The sequence below is a fragment of the Actinomadura sp. NPDC000929 genome, assembly GCF_040492065.1.
Lineage (GTDB): Bacteria > Actinomycetota > Actinomycetes > Streptosporangiales > Streptosporangiaceae > Spirillospora > Spirillospora verrucosospora.
In genome coordinates, this window is sequence record NZ_JBEUPA010000032.1 from 44,932 (window position 1) to 63,741 (window position 18,810).

At 71.0% G+C, this 18,810-nt stretch carries 20 protein-coding genes; 7 read left to right on the forward strand and 13 right to left on the reverse strand.

All coding sequences use genetic code 11. The features are described 5' to 3' along the window. Positions 1 to 24 precede the first annotated feature (24 nt). Both ABWI04_RS14760 and ABWI04_RS14765 read right to left on the reverse strand, forming a co-directional pair. Positions 25 to 321: a hypothetical protein gene (locus tag ABWI04_RS14760; protein ID WP_353832738.1), complete on the reverse strand. Its 297-nt coding sequence runs from the start codon at positions 319 to 321 to the stop codon at positions 25 to 27. A gap of 48 nt (positions 322 to 369) precedes the next feature. Further along, complete coding sequence (locus ABWI04_RS14765; protein ID WP_353832739.1) at positions 370 to 1,188, reverse strand: MBL fold metallo-hydrolase; 819 nt, start codon at positions 1,186 to 1,188, stop codon at positions 370 to 372. 112 nt (positions 1,189 to 1,300) lie between these two features. Between ABWI04_RS14765 and ABWI04_RS14770 the strand changes: the two genes are divergently transcribed. The 5 genes from ABWI04_RS14770 (at position 1,301) to ABWI04_RS14790 (ending at position 5,678) form a co-directional block, all read left to right on the forward strand. After that, positions 1,301 to 1,909 (forward strand): helix-turn-helix domain-containing protein, encoded by a 609-nt coding sequence (locus tag ABWI04_RS14770; protein WP_353832740.1) that lies wholly within the window; start codon positions 1,301 to 1,303, stop codon positions 1,907 to 1,909. A 459-nt stretch (positions 1,910 to 2,368) separates the two neighbouring features. Continuing rightward, positions 2,369 to 3,940, forward strand: a complete 1,572-nt coding sequence (locus ABWI04_RS14775) for a dihydrofolate reductase family protein (RefSeq protein ID WP_353832741.1) — start codon at positions 2,369 to 2,371, stop codon at positions 3,938 to 3,940. Next, the gene (locus ABWI04_RS14780) at positions 3,937 to 4,287 is read left to right on the forward strand and encodes a hypothetical protein (protein ID WP_353832742.1); all 351 of its coding nucleotides are present in this window, start codon (positions 3,937 to 3,939) and stop codon (positions 4,285 to 4,287) included. Before ABWI04_RS14775 ends, ABWI04_RS14780 begins: the two co-directional genes overlap by 4 nt. Before the next feature lie 12 nt (positions 4,288 to 4,299). Continuing rightward, the gene (locus ABWI04_RS14785; protein WP_353832743.1) at positions 4,300 to 5,076 is read left to right on the forward strand and encodes a sensor histidine kinase; all 777 of its coding nucleotides are present in this window, start codon (positions 4,300 to 4,302) and stop codon (positions 5,074 to 5,076) included. After that, positions 5,073 to 5,678 carry a response regulator transcription factor gene (locus tag ABWI04_RS14790; protein ID WP_353832744.1) on the forward strand — a complete coding sequence of 202 codons (606 nt, stop codon included), beginning with the start codon at positions 5,073 to 5,075 and terminating at the stop codon, positions 5,676 to 5,678. The genes ABWI04_RS14785 and ABWI04_RS14790 overlap by 4 nt, the downstream gene beginning before the upstream one ends. Before the next feature lie 353 nt (positions 5,679 to 6,031). Here ABWI04_RS14790 and ABWI04_RS14795 read toward each other — a convergent pair whose 3' ends face one another. The 4 genes from ABWI04_RS14795 to ABWI04_RS14810 all read right to left on the reverse strand — a co-directional run bounded on the left by ABWI04_RS14795 (position 6,032) and on the right by ABWI04_RS14810 (position 9,810). After that, positions 6,032 to 6,844 carry a class I SAM-dependent methyltransferase gene (locus ABWI04_RS14795; protein ID WP_353832746.1) on the reverse strand — a complete coding sequence of 271 codons (813 nt, stop codon included), beginning with the start codon at positions 6,842 to 6,844 and terminating at the stop codon, positions 6,032 to 6,034. A 9-nt stretch (positions 6,845 to 6,853) separates the two neighbouring features. Next, positions 6,854 to 7,309 (reverse strand): GbsR/MarR family transcriptional regulator, encoded by a 456-nt coding sequence (locus ABWI04_RS14800; RefSeq protein ID WP_345174103.1) that lies wholly within the window; start codon positions 7,307 to 7,309, stop codon positions 6,854 to 6,856. A 31-nt stretch (positions 7,310 to 7,340) separates the two neighbouring features. Continuing rightward, positions 7,341 to 8,270 carry an alpha/beta hydrolase gene (locus tag ABWI04_RS14805; protein ID WP_353832747.1) on the reverse strand — a complete coding sequence of 310 codons (930 nt, stop codon included), beginning with the start codon at positions 8,268 to 8,270 and terminating at the stop codon, positions 7,341 to 7,343. 310 nt (positions 8,271 to 8,580) lie between these two features. Beyond that, entirely contained in the window at positions 8,581 to 9,810 is a 1,230-nt protein-coding gene (locus ABWI04_RS14810) for an HTH domain-containing protein (RefSeq protein ID WP_345174101.1), read from the reverse strand. Positions 9,811 to 9,969: 159 nt separating this feature from the next. On the opposite strand from ABWI04_RS14810, the gene ABWI04_RS14815 reads away from it, so the two are divergent. Then, a complete protein-coding gene (locus tag ABWI04_RS14815) occupies positions 9,970 to 11,151 on the forward strand; it encodes a DegT/DnrJ/EryC1/StrS family aminotransferase (RefSeq protein WP_353832748.1) in 1,182 nt (393 codons plus the stop codon). A gap of 131 nt (positions 11,152 to 11,282) precedes the next feature. Here the strand turns inward: ABWI04_RS14815 and ABWI04_RS14820 are convergent, their stop codons facing one another. Continuing rightward, positions 11,283 to 12,245 (reverse strand): dihydrodipicolinate synthase family protein, encoded by a 963-nt coding sequence (locus tag ABWI04_RS14820; RefSeq protein ID WP_353832749.1) that lies wholly within the window; start codon positions 12,243 to 12,245, stop codon positions 11,283 to 11,285. Positions 12,246 to 12,265: 20 nt separating this feature from the next. Further along, entirely contained in the window at positions 12,266 to 13,381 is a 1,116-nt protein-coding gene (locus tag ABWI04_RS14825; RefSeq protein WP_345174098.1) for a mandelate racemase/muconate lactonizing enzyme family protein, read from the reverse strand. Positions 13,382 to 13,491: 110 nt separating this feature from the next. On the opposite strand from ABWI04_RS14825, the gene ABWI04_RS14830 reads away from it, so the two are divergent. Beyond that, positions 13,492 to 14,463 carry an LLM class flavin-dependent oxidoreductase gene (locus tag ABWI04_RS14830; protein ID WP_353832750.1) on the forward strand — a complete coding sequence of 324 codons (972 nt, stop codon included), beginning with the start codon at positions 13,492 to 13,494 and terminating at the stop codon, positions 14,461 to 14,463. Here the strand turns inward: ABWI04_RS14830 and ABWI04_RS14835 are convergent. The 5 genes from ABWI04_RS14835 to ABWI04_RS14855 form a co-directional block, all read right to left on the reverse strand. Beyond that, positions 14,445 to 15,620, reverse strand: coding sequence for a DegT/DnrJ/EryC1/StrS family aminotransferase (locus ABWI04_RS14835; protein ID WP_353832751.1), 1,176 nt, complete (start codon positions 15,618 to 15,620; stop codon positions 14,445 to 14,447). The genes ABWI04_RS14830 and ABWI04_RS14835 overlap by 19 nt on opposite strands. Then, positions 15,617 to 16,393 carry an amidohydrolase family protein gene (locus tag ABWI04_RS14840; protein ID WP_345174094.1) on the reverse strand — a complete coding sequence of 259 codons (777 nt, stop codon included), beginning with the start codon at positions 16,391 to 16,393 and terminating at the stop codon, positions 15,617 to 15,619. The genes ABWI04_RS14835 and ABWI04_RS14840 overlap by 4 nt, the downstream gene beginning before the upstream one ends. Continuing rightward, positions 16,390 to 17,085: an amidohydrolase family protein gene (locus ABWI04_RS14845; protein ID WP_345174093.1), complete on the reverse strand. Its 696-nt coding sequence runs from the start codon at positions 17,083 to 17,085 to the stop codon at positions 16,390 to 16,392. Before ABWI04_RS14845 ends, ABWI04_RS14840 begins: the two co-directional genes overlap by 4 nt. A 6-nt stretch (positions 17,086 to 17,091) precedes the next feature. After that, on the reverse strand, positions 17,092 to 17,922 hold the full coding sequence (locus ABWI04_RS14850) for a carbohydrate ABC transporter permease (RefSeq protein ID WP_345174092.1): 831 nt from the start codon (positions 17,920 to 17,922) through the stop codon (positions 17,092 to 17,094). A 5-nt stretch (positions 17,923 to 17,927) separates the two neighbouring features. Beyond that, positions 17,928 to 18,810: carbohydrate ABC transporter permease (locus tag ABWI04_RS14855; RefSeq protein WP_353832752.1), on the reverse strand; the 883-nt coding region annotated here is incomplete at its 5' end.

The window sequence follows — 18,810 nt, forward strand, 5'->3', positions numbered from 1 at the left end:
CGTTCACCGACTTCGGCTTCGCGCTCATCCGCGCATGGCGGGACGTGCTGCTGCGTGCCGCCCCGCCTGTCCCATGACCAACGAGCCGTGCGTTACCTGGCCATGACCCGCGAGGCGGCAACCTCCACCGTCCAGCCCGGCGGCACCGTCACCACCTGCGACCGCGCCCCACATCACCGGATCAGCTGCCGCGATTTCCTGGAAGACCATCAATGGCACGCCGAGCAGCAACTTCGGCCCGCCCAGCCTGACCTTGCGGGGCGGTCGGCGTTTGAGGTCGGCGACCACGGCGTCGGCTCCCGGCCCGGTCTGCTCGGACATGAATCGGACCCCGCCATCGCGAGTGCGGCCGGGAGCCGGCAGGCTCGATCAGCCGATCGGTGGTGCGAGGTATTCCAGCGCATAACCGTCGCCGGAGGGGGTTACGCGGGCGATGCCGGGGGAGTCGAGGTGGGCGCCGGCCACGAAGTGGTGTGGTCGGGTCAGTTGATCGAGGAGCGCCCCTCGCGCGGCGCGGGCCTGGGACTGGTCGCCGTCGAGCTCCCAGGAGACGTTCGGCTGCTCGAATTGAAGCGTGGGAACGTGAACGGTGTCGCCCCAGACGAGAAGGTGACCGGTGCCGCTCCTGATGTCGTAGACGGTGTGACCGGGTGTGTGGCCCGGTGTCGGGACCGCAGTGGCCCATTCGTTGATCGCGACCTTCTCCGCCACTGGCACGACCCTGTCACGGATCGGCTCGAGCCGCCCCGTGAATACCGAGGCGTCGCCCGCGCCGATCCATACACGCTCGAGTGCGGTGAACGCCCCCGAACCGTTCGGTGTGATCAGGCCGCTCACATGGTCTTCGTGCTTGTGGGTGATGGCCACGTCGGTGATCTGCGCACGATCGATTCCCGCTTCGTCGAGCGCGTCGTAGATCAATCCCATGGTGGGGTCGTGCCAGACGTCGGACGCACCGGTGTCGATGAGAATCGATCGCGTGCCGTCGGTGACGAAGAAGGCGTTGACCGACAGCCGCAGGTTGTCGTCGGCCAGGGGGACGGCGGCCGGCAGCTCATCGAGCGGGCGCCCCTCCTCGTCGCGGAGCCGTGTCGGTGGCATGTCGATGTACCCGTCTCGCAACGAGACCACCTGCAGGTCGCCGAATGCGAAGGTGGCGTGGTGCCGGCCACTCGAGATCAAACGCATGGAACCTCTGTCATGTAGGGCGCACGACGTGCGTCTCCGATAGAAGACTCATGTCTTCTTTAGAAGAAACCATACACTGCGGCGGCGAGGTACTCGTCGATTGAGGAGCACAGTGGTCGAGCAGGACAGAGACGCGGCCGAATCACAGCACGGTGATGACCTGGCCGGCGCGTTCGGCGGTAACGTGCGGCGCCGTCGCGAGGAGGCGGGCCTGACGCTGGAGCAGTTGTCCGCACAGTCGTCGGTCAGCCGGGCGATGCTGTCCAAGGTCGAGCGCGGTGAGAAGAGCCCGACGATCGGCGTGGCGTCCAGGATCGCCCACGCGCTCGACGTGTCGCTGTCGGACCTGATCGGTGCACCGACCGCTGCGGTGTCAGGTGTGGCCATCGCCTTGCGTAAGAAGGACCGTCCTGTTTTCCGTGACCCGGAGACCGGCTTCGAGCGGCACATAGTGTCGGCGGCCCCGGGCGCGGGAGGAGCCGAGGTGATCGTCCACTATCTTCCGGCGCAGGTCTCGACCGGGCTGCTGCCCGCGTATCCGCCTGGTACGGAGAAACAGATCGTGGTGCTCGAAGGCACCCTGACCGTCGCGATCGGGGGGATCAGCGAGACCCTGAACACAGGCGACTCCCTGTTCGTCCAAGCCGACGCAGAGCACGGCTTCGCCAACCGAACGAACGCCCCCTGCGAATACATCATGGTCATCTCGCGGAGAACCTGATCGGCTGCAGCACATCCCTGACCTGCGGCAGGCGGCTAAGCGTTCCATTCCGGCCAGATGGTCGCGGCACCCCGACCCGGACACCAGCCACCGCGCCCTTGCTGCGGGTAACGAGCCAGGCTGGGACGAGTTGGCGCACGTGCCACGGCGAGTTGGAGACTGACCGCTCACCTCGGCTGGAGACGTCAGAGACGGCGCGGGCCTGGGAGACCGCAGCCCCCGGCGAGCTTGGTCAGCGAGATTCACGGTGCTCCTGGTGACATTTGCATCTACTGACCGGCCGTGATTGCGGCGAAGGTACGGGGACCAGGAAACCTCATTGCAAGGAGTACCCCCATGGCCAGGCTGGTGGTCTGCAACATCATGTCTCTCGACGGCTTTTACGCCGACAACGACGGCAACCCGCTCGTACTGGAGATGGACGCCGCGTTCGACGCCTAAAACCTGGAACGTCTGCGGGTGGCCGAGGCCCTACTGCTCGGCGCCGACTCGTACCGGATGTTCATGGGGTTCTGGCCCGCCCAGGTGGACAACCCCGAGGCCTCGACGGTGAACCAGGAGTTCGGCGGAATCTACGGGCGCATCAAGGTGAACGTGATCTCCGATTCTCTGACGGGTGACGACATCGCACCCTGGTCGGAGCAGACCACGGTGATCGGGCGTGGAGAGGCGGAGTCCCGGGTCAAGGAGCTCAAGCAGCAGACCGAAGGCGACCTGGTGACCTTCGGCAGCCGGATCACCTGGAACGCGCTCCTTCAGGCTGGCTTGGTAGACGAACTGCACCTGGTCGTCGGCCCCCGCGGCGCTGGGTGCGGGCACGCCCCTCTTCACCGGCGCGTCGGGCCGGTTGGGCCTCGCGGAAGTCCGCAGGCTCGACGGCTCCGACAGTGTCGTGCTGCGATACGAGGCGTCCGTCGCCTGATGAGCTTTCCGCTCATATCCGCCCGGCTCTGGTCATCAGCGGACGTCGCCGTCCTGCCGCAGCCCCTACCCTGGTCGTCCGCGACGGGAGGCCAGGTGGTGGACGGGTACGAGCAGCGCTGGCATCTCGACCGCGTCGTCCGACTGGCGCCGGGCGGCGCGGTCGCCTGCAGCGCTTTGTTCCCCACGTTGCAGGTGGCTCTCGCCTTCGGCTATCCGGGCGGCACCCGCGCAGCGCTCTGGAGCCTGGCCGCGAGCGCGGTCTATCTACCGCTTCACCTGCGTCATCTTTGGCACGCGGCCCATGGCGCCCGACCGCCGGCCGGGCTCTGGACGCTGGCGGCCATGGCGGTCGTGATTCTCGGTGCGACACCGCTGGCCGGGGCCACGTGGGTGCGGGCCTATGTGGCGTTGATCGTATCGGCGGTACTGGTACTGCCCAGCCGCTGGTCTTACGCGGTGAGTGTCGCGCTGGTCCTGGCGTCAGCCCCTGTGGGCTACGCGATGGGGCTGGCGTTGACGGAGGCGCCATGGGTGTGGTTCACCCTGATGTGCGGCAGTACGGCATTGCTCCTGCTGGTCTGGCTGGCCGCGGCGCTCATCCGCCTGCAGTCGGCCCGTGAGGCGCTGGCCCAGCAGGCGGTCGCGCAGGAACGCCGCCGGATCGACGACGACCTGCGCTCCACGCTCGGTTCCGCGCTGGCGGCGATCGCCGCCCGGGGAGAACGGAGCCGCGAACTGCTCGCGCAGAGTGATCAAGACCGTCTCGAGGCAGAGATGACCCGGCTCTCCGAGGACGCCAGGGCCACCCTCGCCGAGGCCAGACAGCGCGTGCGGGGCTATCGGCGGCCCTCGCTACGCGCCGAACTGGAGACCGCCGCCGCGCTGCTGTCGGTCGCGGGCATCACGACTCGCCTGGACCTGCCGCAGGGCCCGATCCAGGCGACGATCGGCGATCGGCCGCGAGCGGCCCTGCGCTCCACGGTCACCCGCCTGCTGCGCGACCGCACGGCCCGCGCGTGCGTGATCACGGTCTCCTCCCACGGTGGCCGGGTCCAGTTGGAACTGCGCACCGACGACTCGGCCGAGACGATCGAGGTGGCCGCGTGAGCGGAATGATCCCGCCGGCTTGGGTGATGCGGCGCCCCCACTGGCCCCTGGTCGCGCTCATCGTGCTGTGGACCGCCCAGGCGCCGTTCTACACGACGGTCGGCCTGAGCGAGGGCACACGGCACAGCCCGCTCCTCGCCGTCCCGCTGGCGTCCACCATCGGAGCCCTGCAGCTGCGGCACAGCCTGCACGCCGCTCGCGGAGAGCTGCCGAGGGGATGGCCCTGGACCCTCACCGCGCTTGCCCTTCTGGCCAACGTCCCGCTGCTGTGGTTCGGGCAGGACTGGGAGGCGCTGGGCATGTTCGTCATCGCCTCGGCGATGTTGCTGCGCGGCTGGGCCAAATAGGCAGTGGCAGGCGTGCAGCTGCTCATCACCGAGCTGGTCGGCGTGCTGGGCGCGATGTCCCTGCCCGGGTCCACGACCACGCTGGCCGTCGTCATCGGCGTCTACAGCGTCGTCATGCCCGCCCTGTACGCGGGTGCGCTGATCGGCGGGACGCGGCTGGTGCAGCTGGTGAACGAGCTGTACGCCACCAGGACTGAGCTGGCCGCCAGCGCCGTCGGGGAGGAACGCGTGCGGCTCTCGCGCGACCTGCACGACCTGCTCGGCCAGAGCCTGTCGGCGATCTCCCTGAAGGGCGACCTGGCGCTGCGGCTGCTCGCCAAGGACCCCGCCGCGGCCGGCGCCGAGATCGAAAGCCTGACCGAGGTGGCCCGGGAGGCGCTGCGCGACACGCGCGCCATCGCCCGTGACGAGCACGCCGTGTCGTTGAGCACTGAGCTCGACGGGGCGGCCGCCCTGCTCGGAGCCGCGGGAGTCCACACCCGCCTGGACGTGGCCGAACTGCCGGCTCTTCCGGTTCCCGTCCAGAGCGCACTGGCCTGGGCGATCCGCGAAGGAACCACCAACCTGCTGAGGCACAGCCAGGCCCATTCCTGCGCCATCAGCTTGTCGCGCCATCAGGGCACGGTACGGCTGGAGATCATCAACGACGGTGTCCGCGGGACCGCCGAGCACGGCTCGGGCCTGTGCGGTGTCGCCGAACGGGCCCGGGCGGTCTCGGGAACAGTGTCGGCCACGGTCCGCGACGGACGGTTCCGGTTCCGCGTCGAGGTCCCCGAGGAGGCCACGTGATCCGCGTCCTGATCGCCGAGGACATGCACATGATCCGCAGTGCGCTCGTCGCGCTGCTGACGCTGGAGGACGACATGGAGGTCGTCGCCGAACTGGAGCGCGGGGACACGGTCGTCGCCACCGCACTGCGCGTGCGGCCCGACGTCGCGGTGCTGGACATCGACATGCCCGGACTGGACGGGCTGACGGCGGCTGAGCATCTCCATGACAAGCTGCCCGGCTGCCGCACCCTCGTGCTCACCGGGCTCAGCCAGCCCGGCAACCTCCTGAGGGCGCTGAAGGTCCACGTCCAGGGCTTCATCGTCAAAGACGCCCCCGCCCAGACCCTCACCGACGGCATCCGCCGCATCGCCCGGGGCGAACGGGTCATTGACCCCGACCTCGTCGCCGCCGCCCTCGAAACCGGCAGCAGCCCCCTCACCGTCCGCGAGACCGAGGTTCTGCGCGTCGCCGCGACCGGCGTGCCGGTGACCCAGATCGCCAGCGAGCTGTCGCTGTCGCAGGCCACCGTGCGCAACTACCTCTCGAACGCGATCGGCAAGGTCGGAGCCCGCAACCGCATCGACGCCATCCGCATCTCCCGCGACGCTGGCTGGCTCTAGACGAGCCGGCCAGACCGGCGAATTCGAGTGCGACCTCGCCTTGCTGGACAGCGATGGCCACGGCTTGACCGCTGGCGAGGCTGCGTAGAACTCGCTGGCGAAGAGCTTGGCCGGTAGGGCACCGAGGGGGTGACCAAGGCGATGACGGCTTCGGCGACCTCCAGAAGCCGTTCCGCGCCGGCCTCCTCGGCAGTGGCGGCGACGGCGCCTCACCGCCCAGCGTCTGGGTGGGTGCAAGCTCGGCAGTGTCGGCCTTGTGGTGCGCGGGGCGGCAGTACTCGTCCTCGCGGCCTACGCCGCGAGGACGCCATCGCAGCCGGTCTCAACGCGTCGCTTGTCACCACCGTCGCCGCTCAGAATCGGTAGCGGAGAATGCGGGCTCCTTGCCGAGACAGGGCCGTGCTGCGGGCGGTGAGACGGGTGAGCGCGCGTAGGGGTTGCGGGAATCGGGCTACTTCGGGTGCGCGGGTGAGGATCTGCTCTTCGATCAGTTCGAGGCCGGCGTCCCAGGACTCTGGTTCGTGTGGGTCGTCGAAGCCCTGGGCGGCTTTGATGCCGAGGGCCTTGATGGTCGGGTGGTACTTCATGGCCCAGGCGGCGAAGCGGGTGTAGCCATTGAGCGCGAGCTCGCCCGAAGGGAAATGGCCGGCCAGCGCGCGGGTCATCGCCTGGAAGGAGTCGCCGGGCATGAAGGGGAGCAGCCCCTCGGCGACGATCATCGCTGGCCGGTCGCGGGGGATGGCGGTGAGCCAGTCGGAGGTGGTGAGGTCGGCTCCGACCAGGTGGGAGCGGCCGGGCAGGCAGTCGGCCCTGAGGTGGACCACTTCGGGGAAGTCGATGTCGTACCAGTCGACGCCGGGCGGGGGATCACAGCGCAGCATCCTGGTGTCCAGGCCGCAGCCCAGGTCGAGCACCACGCATCCGGGGTGGGCTTCGATGAAGGAGCGGACGACGTCGTCGAGCTTCTTGGCGCGTAGTGCGGTGGTGAGGACGAGGCTGGGCTTGACCTTCAGCTTGTCGAAGTCGTAGTCGATCTTGCCGGCCAGGTCGGCGGAGAGCGTGTCGCCGAGGATCGGGCTGGGCAGTCCGGCGTCCAGGGCTCTGGCGTGGAGGGTAAGCAGCAGTGTTTCCTGGATCAGCCCGAGCTTGGGTTGCCAGCGTTGCATGGGGCTTCCTTAACGGCGTAGCGGATGACGAGCCGCGAGGTTCTGCAGCCACGTCAGGGATTCGTGGGCGGCCTTGATGCGCTCGGTGCGGTGCCTCTCGCCGCCCGCGATGTCGATCCCTTCGTCGGCGATCTCACCGAACGCGCTCAGGCTTTCGAGCTTGCGCTGGATGACCTTCTGCCAGGCGTCGTCTTCGATGCGGTAGTAGGAGACGCGATCGCCCGGCCTTCTCACCTTCTTGACCAGGCCGATGGCCGTGAGAAACCGCATGTTCGAGGTGAGGGAGGCGCGGCTCGCCTGGATGACCTCCGCGATCTGCCCGGCGGACTGCTCCGCCGGATCGCAGATCATGAGCCAGCCGAGGATGCGTCCGGTGATGGGCGGCAGCCCCCACTCCTCGACGCAGAAGGCGGCCACCCGCTCCACCCAGCGGAGCAACCGGTCCTGCTGTTCCTCAGCGCTCATCGTCGAACCTCCGTTGTTGATCGTGTGGCGGTCACTCTGTCATGGCGGCCACCGACTCATAGGTGGGTGTCGGGGTGATGCCCGGGAGCCTGGTCTTGCGCAGGTAGAGGTCGAACCAGTCGATCGCGAGCGCCATCGCCTCCTCCAGGCCCGGGCCGGTGTAGAGGCCGAGCACGTCGTAGGGCAGCACCGCGAGCCGCTTGGGCTCGCCCGCTCTGGCGAAGGCGCTTTGCGCCTCTTCGAGCATGTGGTACGGGTCCCAGCCGCCGTTGGCGATCATCAGCAGGGGTGTCGGCGCGAGCCGGTGGATGAGGTTCTCCGGCGCGAAGGTGAGCAGGTGCTCGGCAGAGTCGAGGGTCTTCTCATTGCGGTAGGCGGGGAACAGGCGGGTCGACATGTCCGGCGTGTCCTTCACACTGTCGCCCTCCAGCGTCAGGTGCGGCACGCGAGCGCTCTGCCCGCCTTCGTAACGCCGCTGCCAGTCCCGCTGCAGTTGGTCGCGAAGCGCGTGGACACCAGCACGGCCCCGGAGGCGTTCCAGGTACCGCCATCCGTTCCACACGCTGGGGCTCTGCACGACGACGCACTTGATGCGCCGATCGAGCACCGCTGCCTGGGTGGCCACCGAGCCGCCGACGCTCACCCCCCACACGCCGATTCGCTCCGGCTGCACTTCGGGACGGGTCTGCAGGTAGGAAACCGCGCTGCGGAAGTCCTCCACCTGCCGCTCCGGGTGGTCCAGGCCGCGCGGCTCGCCTTCGCTGGAGCCGACCGTGCGGTAGTCGATGGCCAGCACCGCGAAGCCGGCCTTGGTGAAGTACGGCGCGAAGAACGCCAGCGCCTCTTTGACCATCACCCCGCTGTGCCCCAGCACCAGCCCGGGGACCGGGCCGCTCGTCTCGGGCAGGTAGAGATCGCCCGCACAGCGGGTGCCGAGGCTGTTGAAAGTCACGTGTTCCACAGCTTGCTCCGGATTGAGGCGGCTAGTTATTTCAACTATGACTGAAACAACTAGCGATCGCAACCCTCGTACCACTCCGCGTTGAGCTCCTTCACTGTCCGGGCCGGCCTTCGAGGTCATCCTGGACTCGGCCGTTGTGGCGACCTGGCGGTTGCATGCCTGCTCCACCGACCGGGGCCGGTTGACCGGCATGGCTCCCGGTCCGCGCCCGCGTCAGCAGCGGCTGTTCGCGACGCACCGGGCGACGGCCTGCGCGGGGGCGGGCACTAAGGGCCGGGCGCCGGAGTAAAAGGAAACCGGTGAGCCGGTGTTAGAGGTTCACGCGGTAAACGGTCGGCGGGCGGCCCGTGCGGCCCTGCTGCTGGCTGCCGATCGGCGTGGCGATCCCGGCTCGTTCCAGGCGCTTGAGCACGCGCCGCGCCGTGCGCTGCTGCACGTCCAGGTGCTCGGCGACGTCGTGCGCGGTCAGGCCGTCCGGCCGGTCTGCGACCAGCTCGCGAAGCCGGGCCAGCGTCTGGGCGTTGAGGCCGACGCGGCGGGCCAGCAGCGGCAGGCTCTCGACGCCGCGTTCGGCCGGGGGCTCGTCGCCGTCGGCGGGCTCGATCACGATGTCGACGTCGTCGGCCATCGCGACCACGCCCACCGAGGCGCCGATCGCCGCGGCCCTGCCGAGGGCCCGCTTGGCCAGGGACTCCGCCTCCGCCGCCGTGCGGCCGATGCCGAAGCCGATGTGCACGCTCGGGTGCCGGGCGGCGAGCCGGTCGAGCAGCGGCAGCCGGGTGAACTGCTCGGTGGCCTGCTCCAGGAGGCCGCGCGTGGTCACCATCAGGTGGCGCCCGCCGGGCAGCGGCGCGAGGCTGCCGCCCAGCGTCACCACGTCGGCCGCCAGGGTGTCGTCCGGGCCGGGAAGCTCGATCAGGCCCAGCGCGACCTGGGCGTCGCCGACCTGCTGCCCGACCGCGGTCAGGATGAGGGCCTGGATGGTGGAGCGGATCGAGAAGCGCGACGGGGCCAGCCGCACCGTGTGCATCAGGGGCTCCAGCACGTTGTAGGCGGAGCCCAGGCAGGTGATGGCCACCCGGGTGCCGTGCCGGTCGCGCGCGTTGCGGTGGAACGCGACGATGTCCTCGGACGTGAGGCCTGCCTTGTAGGGCAGCACCTGGACCTGGTCGGTCGGCAGCTTGGCCTCGGTGAGGGTCTCCAGCACTTCGGCGCGGCGGAGGGTGTCGACCGACACGCGCGTCACGTCGTGGCCCAGGCGCAGGAGCTCCACCAGTGCCCGAAGCAGTGTCGCGCCGTCATAGGAGACGTACATCGAGGGCCGCGTCACCACGCCCGCGGCGGTGGCCAGGGTGTAAGGGACCACGCCGGTGAACAGGAACGCGTCGACCTCCTCGGGGGCGGTCGCGACGACCTCCACGGCCTCGCCCTCGTGCCGGTAGGGGAGGCCGGTCATGACGGCGCCGCCCATCTCGGAGCCCACCGCGACGGCGCGGTGGACCAGGTCTTCGGGACCCACGACCCCGATGGTGATGGGCACTCTCGGCTCCTCTATTTAGGTCCAGCCCTCAACCGTTCAGGTTAGTGCACCCCCGTCGGGCTTCGTTACTTCCTGGCTCGGCCTCTTGACGGACATCCTAGGGTGAAATAACTTTCGGCCCAGACCGAAAATAGGTGGGACGCGAGGACGGGGAGAGGCATGGGCACGGACGGCGAGCGGTTCCCCGATGCGCTGGGTCCGAGCGGCCGGACGATCGGAGCCGAGGAGCGGCGGGCGGTGCTGCGCGTCCTCGACAGCGCCGTGCTGTGCAGCACCTTCGGCACCGAGGCGCGCGCCCTCGAAGCCGAGATGGCCGCGCTGTACGGCCGCCGCGCGGCGATCGCGTCGAGTTCGGGCACGGCGGCGCTGCACCTGGCCGTCGCGGCGGTCCGCCTCGACCCCGGGGACGAGGTCATCACCACCCCCATCTCCGACTTCGGAACCGTCGCGCCGATCCTCGCGCAGAACGGCGTGCCCGTCTTCGCCGACGTCGATCCGGCCACCGGCAACCTGGACCCCGCCGCGGCCGAGGCGGCGGTCACGCCGCGCACCCGGGCGATCATCGCGGTGCACCTCTTCGGCGCGCCCGCCGACCTCGCCGGGCTCCGCGCGGTCGCCGACCGGCACGGCCTGCTCCTCATCGAGGACTGTGCGCAGGCCTGGCTCGGCACCACCCCCGGGGGCGGCCTGCTCGGCACGGTCGGCGACATCGCCTGCTTCAGCTTCCAGCAGTACAAGCACATCACCGCAGGCGACGGCGGTCTGTGCTGCACCGATGACGACGAGCTGGCCCGGCGCATGCGGCTGTTCATGGACAAGGGCTGGGACCGGACGATCGGCCGGCTGCACCTGTCGCTCGGCCTCAACTACCGCATGACCGAGCTCGTGGCCGCGGTGGCGCGCGCCCAGCTCGCCAAGGCCGCCGGGGTCGTCGCCCGCCGCGCCGAACGGGCCGGGCAGCTCCTGTCCTCGCTCCGGGACCTGACCGGAATCGGCCTTCCCGATCCGGAGGGGCACGCGTGGTGGCTGTTCCCGTTCACGGTGCCGGACGACCCGGGCAACCGCGTCTGGGCGGAGGAGCTCGCCGCGGAGGGTGTCCCGGCGGTCGCCGGATATCTGGAGCGCCCTCTGTACGCCAATCCGGCGCTCGCGGCCGAGCCCGTCTACGGCTCCTCGCGCTTCCCGCTGGAGGGCCGGTCGTATCCGGCCGGGCTCTGCCCGAGCGCGGAGCGGCTCATCGACCGGACGCTGGTCATCCTGCACTGGAACGAGGGCTACACGGCCGACCACGTGGAGGCGATCGCCCGCGCGGTGCGCCGCGTGCACGCCCGGCTCGCGTAAGAGGCGGGCCCGTTCGCCGGGCTCCGCGGGCACGATCGACACGGTTCCGGCGGCATAGCGTCCGGCCGGAGACGGGCGGCAGGGCGCCCACTGCGCCTCCCGCCGCCCGTTCCCGCGCCGGATCCGGCTGGTCAGTGCGCCGCGGTGGCGCGCAGGTCCTCCAGGCAGGCGATCACCCGGTCGCGTTCCGAGGGCGGCAGCGCGGGGCCGTACGGGTCGTGCGCCGCGGCCTCGGGGATGAGCCCCTCCCAGACGGCCGCCCACAGCATGCGCTGCACGTATCCCTCGATCGGCGCGTAGAACGTCGCCGCCGCGAACCGGTCGAGCCGATTGGAGGCTTCGACGAACGCCGCGTGGTCATGTCCCGTCCAGGCCCGCAGCACGCGTGCGCTCAGCTCGGTCTGTGCCGCGGCGATGCCGACGAGCGCGGTGTCGGCACCCCACATGAACGAGGGCCCGTACATGCGGTCCTCTCCGGTGATGGACAGCTTGCCGGTGCCGCGGCCCGCCCAGATCGCCTCCTGGCATCCGATGGCGCTGTCGAGCGTCGCCGTCTTCACGCCCAGCATCGCGGGGAGCGCCAGCAGGTCGCGGATCAACTCGGGCGGGTACGGGTAGCCGCCCGCCTCCGCGTGCAGGTAGAACCCGACGAGCGGCAGTCCGCTCTCGGCGGCCACTCGCTCGTGCAGCCGCACGGCCTGGTCGTGCCCGTCGGGCTCCTCGCGGAGCGCGGCCAGCGGGTAGACCATCACGGCGTCCGCACCGAGCTCCGCCGCCCGCACCGCCATCGCCACCGTCGCGTCCGAGGCCGCGGCCAGGGTCGGGGCGGAGACCGAGCGCGGCACGCCGACGCCTGCCACGATCGGCGCCGCGGTGGCCAGCCGCCACGTCGTCAGCACCCTGGCGCGGTCGTCGGCGGAGAGGTGGAGCCCGCGCCCGGTGTGGGCCCACACGGCCACGCCGCCGATCGGTTCCGCGGCGATCCGGCCGGCGTACGCCGCGAGGGCGTCGTGGTCCACGACGCCCTGCCGGTCCATCGGGGTCACCACGGCGGGCAGGAGGGTGCCGCGCAGCCGGTCGACGAGGGCGTGCATCGTCGGGTCTCCGTTCCGGGTCACAGGTCGTGGCCGAGGCCGGGGGCGGTCGGGACGTCCACCCATCCGTCGACGGCGGTGAACACCGAGGGCGCGAGCGGTTCCTCCCGCACCAGCAGCGGCCCCACCAGGTCCGCGGGTACGGTGGCGCCCGGCAGCGCGGAGGCCAGGTGCAGCGCGGCCAGCGTCGCCACGCCCAGCTCCGGCATGGAACCGACCTTGACCGCCAGCCCGGCCGCCTCCGCGATGGCCGCGATCCGCAGGGCGGGGTGCAGCCCGCCCACCTTGAGGATCTTGATGTTGAGCACGTCGGCGGCGCCGCGCCGCACGATCTCCAGCGCGTCCTGCGGCGACTGCATGCTCTCGTCCACCATCACCGGGACGTCCAGGCGCTCGCGGAGCCGGGCCAGCCCCCCCAGGTCCCAGTGCGGCAGCGGCTGCTCCAGCAGGGAGAGCCCGGCGTCGGCCATCCTGGCCAGCACGGGCAGCGCCGAGAGGTCGTAGCCCTCGTTGGCGTCCAGGCACAACTCGGCGTCGGCGGGCAGCACGGCCCGGACGGTGCGCACGAGGTCGAGGTCGCGCTCGGGGTCGTGACCGCCCTTGACCTTGATGTGCCGGAACCCGCGCCCGGCGTAGTCCGCGGCCTCCGCCGCCATCTCGTCCGGCGTGCCGAGGCCGACCACCCAGGCGATCGGGACGCGCTCGCGCACCCGGCCGCCGAGCAGCGCGGTGACCGGCCATCCGGCGAGCCGCCCGGCCAGGTCGTGCAGCGCGATGTCGAGGGCGGCCTTGGCGACGTGCTGGCCGCGCAGCGCGACGTCCATCGCGACATGCGCCCCGGCCCGGTCGAGGGGATCGAGGCCGATCAGGGCGGGGCTCAGGTGCTCCTCGACGGCCGCGGCGACGCCCGCCAGCGTCTCGCCCGTGTAGGCGGTCATCGGCGAGGTCTCGCCGACGCCGATCGCTCCGTCCGCCGTCTCCACCTCCGCCACCAGGCTGATCAGCTCCGTGCTGACGCCGCTGCTGATCTGGAACGGGCGGCGGTAGGGGGCCCGGACGACGCGCGTGCGGATCGCGGTGATCGGGCCCCCGGTCGCGGACGGGCGCTCGCCGGGCCGGGGGAGGGCGACGCTCAAGGCTGACTCCTCTGCTGGGGTCGCAATGAGAGGGCAAATGATTTACGGTCTAGACCGTAAGTAGCGTGCTCGGTCGATGTCAATGCCACCGACGACTGGAGGGCGGCCCCATGCGCCTCGGCCTGTATCTGAACCTGTACGGTGACGCGGCGGACCGCCCGTCCCTGGACGACGCCGTCGAGCAGGCACGGCTCGCCGAACAGGCCGGCTTCGAATGGGTCGTGCTGGGCGAGCGCCACCTGCACCGGCCCGGCTATCACGAGATCCTCACCTCGCTGACCTGGATCGCGGCGCACACCGAGCGCATCGGGCTGGCCACCGCCGGGATCGTCGCGCCGTTCTACCACCCGGTCGTGCTGGCCCAGACGCTCGCGCACATCGACGTGCTGTCGGGCGGGCGGCTGACGGCCGGGTTCGTGCTCGGCTACCGGCCGGAGGAGTTCGCCCTCTTCGGCGTCGCCCAGCGCGAGCGGGTCGCCCGTTTCGAGGAGTGCGTGGAGCTCCTCACCCGGTTGTGGACGGAGGACAAGGTGACGTTCGACGGGAGGTTCACGCAGGTCGAGGAGGCGTTCCTCGCCCCGCGTCCCGTCCAGGGGCCGCGCCCGAGGCTCTGGAACGGCGGCCGGGTCCCGGCCGTGCTGGAGCGGACGGCGCGCATGTGCGACGGCTGGACGACCTCGTTCAACGAGCTCGACGCCGACCTCCCCGGGAAGATCGAGGCGTACCGCGCGTACGAGCGAGGCCCCGGCACGCTCGGCGCCGAGGTGATCGTCTGCCGCGAGGGCTACTGCGCGCAGACGTCGCAGGAGGCGCGCAAGACGCTGGAGGCCCCGCTGCGCGACCTGTACGACGCGTACACGGGCTGGAAGCGCACGTCCTCGGACGCGGGCCGCTACGCGCAGGGCTGGGACGAGATCGTCGACCGGAGCGTGATCGGCTCGCCCGGCCAGTGCGCGGAGCGGCTGGAGCACTACGCGGCGATGGGCGCGGACGGGGTCGTGCTGCGCGTCCAGCCGCCCGGGATGCCGCAGGCGGACGCCCTTCGCGCCATCGAGTCTTTCGGTCACATCATTTCCGGCTGAGTCCGAAACTCGTGCCTGACCTTGGCCGCGGCGGACACGATGTCGGCGAGCGCGTCGTCGTCCGCCATCAGCAGGTTCTGCCGGAGCCAGACCACCGAGTCTTCGGCGGCCTCGGCCGCCGGGCAGGACGCCCCGCCCGCGTACGGGCGGAGGGCGGCCTCGCGGGACAGCGACCGGTATCCGGCGTCCAGCGGGACGCCCTCGGCCGCCATCGCCGCGATGAAGTCGGCCTTGGAACGACCGCCGAACTCCGCCCGCGTGTAGCGCACGATGCCGAGGTGCCTGCTGTGCCGCGTCGTCCCTTCCGGTCCCGGCAGCAGGCTCAGCCCGCCGACCGCCGCGAGTTCTTCGGCCAGGTACGCGGCGGCGCGCTCGCGGGCGGCCACCTGCCCGTCGAGCAGCGCGAGCTGGGGAGCCAGCACGGCCGCCTGGAACTCCGTCATGCGCAGGTTCCAGCCGATTCCGGGATGTTCGTACCAGCCGCCGCCGAGCCGCCGCCCGACGTTGTGCAGCGACCAGAGCCGCTCGTACAGCGCCCGGTCGCCGGTCACGACGACGCCGCCCTCCCCGGCGGTCATCGCCTTGCTCGACTGGAAGCTGAAACAGGCCACGGCGCCGAGCGACCCGGCCGGGCGCCCGTGCCGCGCGGCGCCGTGCGCCTGCGCGGCGTCCTCCACGAGCGGGATCCCGAACGCCTCCAGGTTCTCGGTGTCGGCGGGAGCGCCGGCCAGGTGCACGGGCATGATCGCCCTGGTGCGCGCTGTGATCGCGCGTTCCACCGCCGCCGGGTCCAGATGCAGCGTGTCCGGGGTGACGTCGGCGAGAACGGGCCGGGCGCCCGCGAGAACCACCGAGGTCGCGCTGGCCACGAACGTGTAGGCGGGCACGATCACCTCGTCGCCGGGGCCGACGCCGAGGGCGCGCAGCGCGAGGAAGAGGCCGACCGTGCCGTTCACCGTGCAGACGCCGTACTCCGTGCCCGCGGAGGCGGCGAACGCCGTCGCGAACTCGGTGACCTTGGTCCCGTCCGTCGCGCCCCACGCACCGCCGTCCAGCACCTCCAGCAGCAGCGCGCGCTGCTCGGGGGTGGCGGGCGGCGGCCAGGCGGGCCAGCCGGAGGTGCGGACGGGTGTACCGCCGTGAAGGGCCAGCCTCATCGTGCTCCTTCCAGAAGCCGGGTCATCGTGCCGAAGAGGAGCCGGTCGCGGTCGGCCGGGTCGAGCGGCGCCAGGACCACGCGTCCGAGGCCGACGCGCAGATCGAGGAAGAGCGCGTCCGAGCCGAACACCATGCGGTCCGCACCGACGTCCGCCACCAGCCGCGCCAGATGCCGGGCGGTCATCCGCGAGCCGCAGATCTCCAGCACCACGTTCGGGCACCGCCGCGCGACGTCCGCCGCGGCGGCGAAGCCGGACGGCCACAGCCCGGCGTGGCCCATCAGCAGCGGGACGGCCGGATGCCGTCCGGCGACGGTCGCGAAGCGCGCCGGGTCGGACCAGGGCGAGCCGTACTCGCCGTGCGACAGCACCATCGAGCCGGTCGCGGCGGCGACGGCGAACGCGGGCTCATAGCCGGGACCGTCGAGCGGGTGCCCGTGCGTGTCCGGATGCAGCTTCACCCCGATCATGCCGGGCTCGTCGAGGAGGTCGCGCACCCGCCCGGGAGCCTCCGGGTCATGCGGGTCGTAAACGGCGTAACCGAGGAACCGGCCGGGCCAGCGGACGAGTTCCGCGAGCAGGAGGGCGTTGCCTGCGCGGGCGTCCGGGCCGACGCCCAGCAGATGCGAGACGCACATCGCGGCCACCCCGCAGCGGTCCATCTGCGCGACCAGACTCTCGGTCGAGGTGTCGGGGATGGCGAAGTTGAACCAGCCGCCGAGGTGGCCGTGGGCGTCGACGACCCTGCCGCGCCAGGCGTCCGGATCGTTCATCGGCCGTCACGACCGAGCCCGAGCAGGGCACGCGCGTTGCCGCCGGCGATCAGCGCGACGTCGGCGTCGGGCAGGTCGAGATGGTCCAGCTGGAAGCGCGGCCCGGCGTCGTCGCCGGCCGGCGCGCCCGTGCCGAACCACACGCGGTGCGCGCCGTAACGGCGGACGAGCCACTCGACACTCTGATGCCCGTTCAGCGTCGCCGTGTCGACGCCGATCCCGGCGTGGGCGTCCATCAGGTCGGCCAGCTCCCGCAGGCTTCGGTAACCGGTGTCGATGAGGATGAGGCGCAGCCGGGGGCAGCGCGTCGCGAGCCGGTGGATCTCCTCGAACGTGGCCGAATTCCAGCCCAGCAGCACTGCCGTGCCCTGGTCGGACAGGTCGCCGGCCAGCGCCAGTCCGTGGGGGCCGGTGAGCGCGAAGCGGTGCTCGGCCGGGCAGAGCCGCACCAGCCGCGCCGAGGTGCCGCCGGTGCCGAGCGGTCCCGGCACGAGGACGGGCACCTGCACGAGCCGGTCGGACACCGTTCGCGGCTGGCGGGAGGTCGGGTCGTAGAAGAGCGCGTGGGAGTGCACGACGCACGCCAGGTCGATGCGGAGCCTGTCGAGTTCGGCGACCAGGCCCTGCTCGTCCACGCTCGCCACGTCGTCCCCGGGGATCGGGCCGAGTACCCGGTCGATGTCGATGACCATGGGCGGTCAGCCCTTGAGACCCGTCATCGCGATGCTGTCGGTGAGGTAACGCTGGAGCAGGCCGAAGACCAGGAGGCTCGGCACCACCGTGATGGTCGCGCCCGCCATGACCTGGTTGATCGGCACGTTCTCGCTCTGCAGCGTCGCCAGCCCGACGGTGAGCGTCTGCATCTCACCGGACTGCCCGATGACCAGCGGCCACAGGAAGTCGTTCCAGTGCCAGAGGAAGACGAAGACGCCCAGGGTGGCGAGCGCGGGCCGCACCAGCGGCAGGACGATCGTGGTGAAGATCCGCCACTCCGAGGCGCCGTCCATCTCGGCGGCCTCGAAGAGCTCGTCCGGGAGCTGCACGATGAACTGCCGCATGAGGAAGATCGCCTGCACGTTGGCCAGCGTCGGCACGATCATGCCCCAGTAGGTGTCCACGCCGCCCAGCCGCGAGACCAGGATGTAGGACGGGATGAGCGTCGCCTGGAACGGCACCATCAGCGTGGCGAGCAGCGCCCAGAAGACCGCGTCACGGCCCGGGAAGCGCTTCTTGGCGAAGGCGTAGCCCGCCATGGACGCGAACAGCAGGATCAGCACGACCGACACGAACGAGAAGACCAGCGAGTTGAGCGTCCAGCGCGGGACGTCGGAGCTGGACAGCACTTGCTCGAAGTTCGCCAGGGTGATCCTGTCCGGCAGCAGTGCGTCCGGGAAGGTCTGCCCGCTCTCGGGGGCGAACGCGACGAGCACCATGGCGGCGAACGGGGTGATGGTGACGATCGCGGTGAGCACCAGCAGCACCGGCAGCGTGAGCCGCCCGGTGCGCGCCGCGGTGCGGGACGAGGCCATGGCGGTCAGTCCTCCTTGCCGAGGAACCGGCGCTGGACGAGCGAGACGCCCAGCACGAACACGAAGATCACCAGCCCGATCGCACTCGCGTAGCCGAAGTCGAAGAACTTGAAGCCCGAGTCGTAGAGCATGTAGACGAGGGAGTAGCTGGAGCGCACCGGGCCGCCGCCGGTCATCACGTACATCGCGTCGAAGACCTGGAACGCGCTGATGGTCTCGATCACCATCACGAAGAACAGCACCGGCCGCAGCAGGGGAAGGGTGATGTGCCGGAACCGCTGCCACGGCCCGGCCCCGTCGATCATGGCCGCCTCGGTGAAGGACCGCGGGATCGCCTGCAGCCCGGCGAGCAGGATCAGCATCGAGTAGCCGAAGCCCTTCCACGCCGAGGTGAGCGCGATCGAGGGGAGGACCAGCCCGCCGTTCCCGAGGAAGTCGACCGGACCGAGTGAGGCGAGCCCGAGCAGCCCGTTGACCAGCCCGTCCTCGGCGTCGTAGATCCACTTCCAGATCACGGCGGCGAGCACGATGCTGGTGACGTACGGCAGGAAGAAGATCCCGCGGAACAGCCCGCGCCGCCAGACCACCCGGTGCAGCATCGCCGCGGTGCCCAGCGACATCAGCACGGTCAGCGGCACGAAGACCACCACGTACAGCAGCGTGACCGTGAGGCTCTCGCGGAACAGATCGTCGCCGCCGAGCCGGGTGTAGTTCTCGATCCCGACGAACGTCCACTCGCCGTTCAGCCGGTAGTCGGTCAGCGACAGGAAGACCGCCCCGAGCACCGGCCCAAACCTGAACACCACGAACAGCAGGAGCATCGGGGCCGCGAAGAGCAGTCCGGCCCGGGCCTGCCGGCGCCGCCGGGCCCGCCCGGCTCCGCCCGGC

What these genes read in the sequence shown, in the direction of transcription:
- ABWI04_RS14760 (WP_353832738.1), bottom strand. Translation starts at nt 321, where the DNA reads ATGTCCGAGCAGACCGGGCCGGGAGCCGACGCCGTGGTCGCCGACCTC.
- ABWI04_RS14765 (WP_353832739.1), bottom strand. Translation starts at nt 1,188, where the DNA reads ATGCGTTTGATCTCGAGTGGCCGGCACCACGCCACCTTCGCATTCGGC.
- ABWI04_RS14795 (WP_353832746.1), bottom strand. Translation starts at nt 6,844, where the DNA reads ATGCAACGCTGGCAACCCAAGCTCGGGCTGATCCAGGAAACACTGCTG.
- ABWI04_RS14800 (WP_345174103.1), bottom strand. Translation starts at nt 7,309, where the DNA reads ATGAGCGCTGAGGAACAGCAGGACCGGTTGCTCCGCTGGGTGGAGCGG.
- ABWI04_RS14815 (WP_353832748.1), top strand. Translation starts at nt 9,970, where the DNA reads ATGGGCACGGACGGCGAGCGGTTCCCCGATGCGCTGGGTCCGAGCGGC.
- ABWI04_RS14820 (WP_353832749.1), bottom strand. Translation starts at nt 12,245, where the DNA reads ATGCACGCCCTCGTCGACCGGCTGCGCGGCACCCTCCTGCCCGCCGTG.
- ABWI04_RS14830 (WP_353832750.1), top strand. Translation starts at nt 13,492, where the DNA reads ATGCGCCTCGGCCTGTATCTGAACCTGTACGGTGACGCGGCGGACCGC.
- ABWI04_RS14835 (WP_353832751.1), bottom strand. Translation starts at nt 15,620, where the DNA reads ATGAGGCTGGCCCTTCACGGCGGTACACCCGTCCGCACCTCCGGCTGG.
- ABWI04_RS14840 (WP_345174094.1), bottom strand. Translation starts at nt 16,393, where the DNA reads ATGAACGATCCGGACGCCTGGCGCGGCAGGGTCGTCGACGCCCACGGC.
- ABWI04_RS14845 (WP_345174093.1), bottom strand. Translation starts at nt 17,085, where the DNA reads ATGGTCATCGACATCGACCGGGTACTCGGCCCGATCCCCGGGGACGAC.
- ABWI04_RS14850 (WP_345174092.1), bottom strand. Translation starts at nt 17,922, where the DNA reads ATGGCCTCGTCCCGCACCGCGGCGCGCACCGGGCGGCTCACGCTGCCG.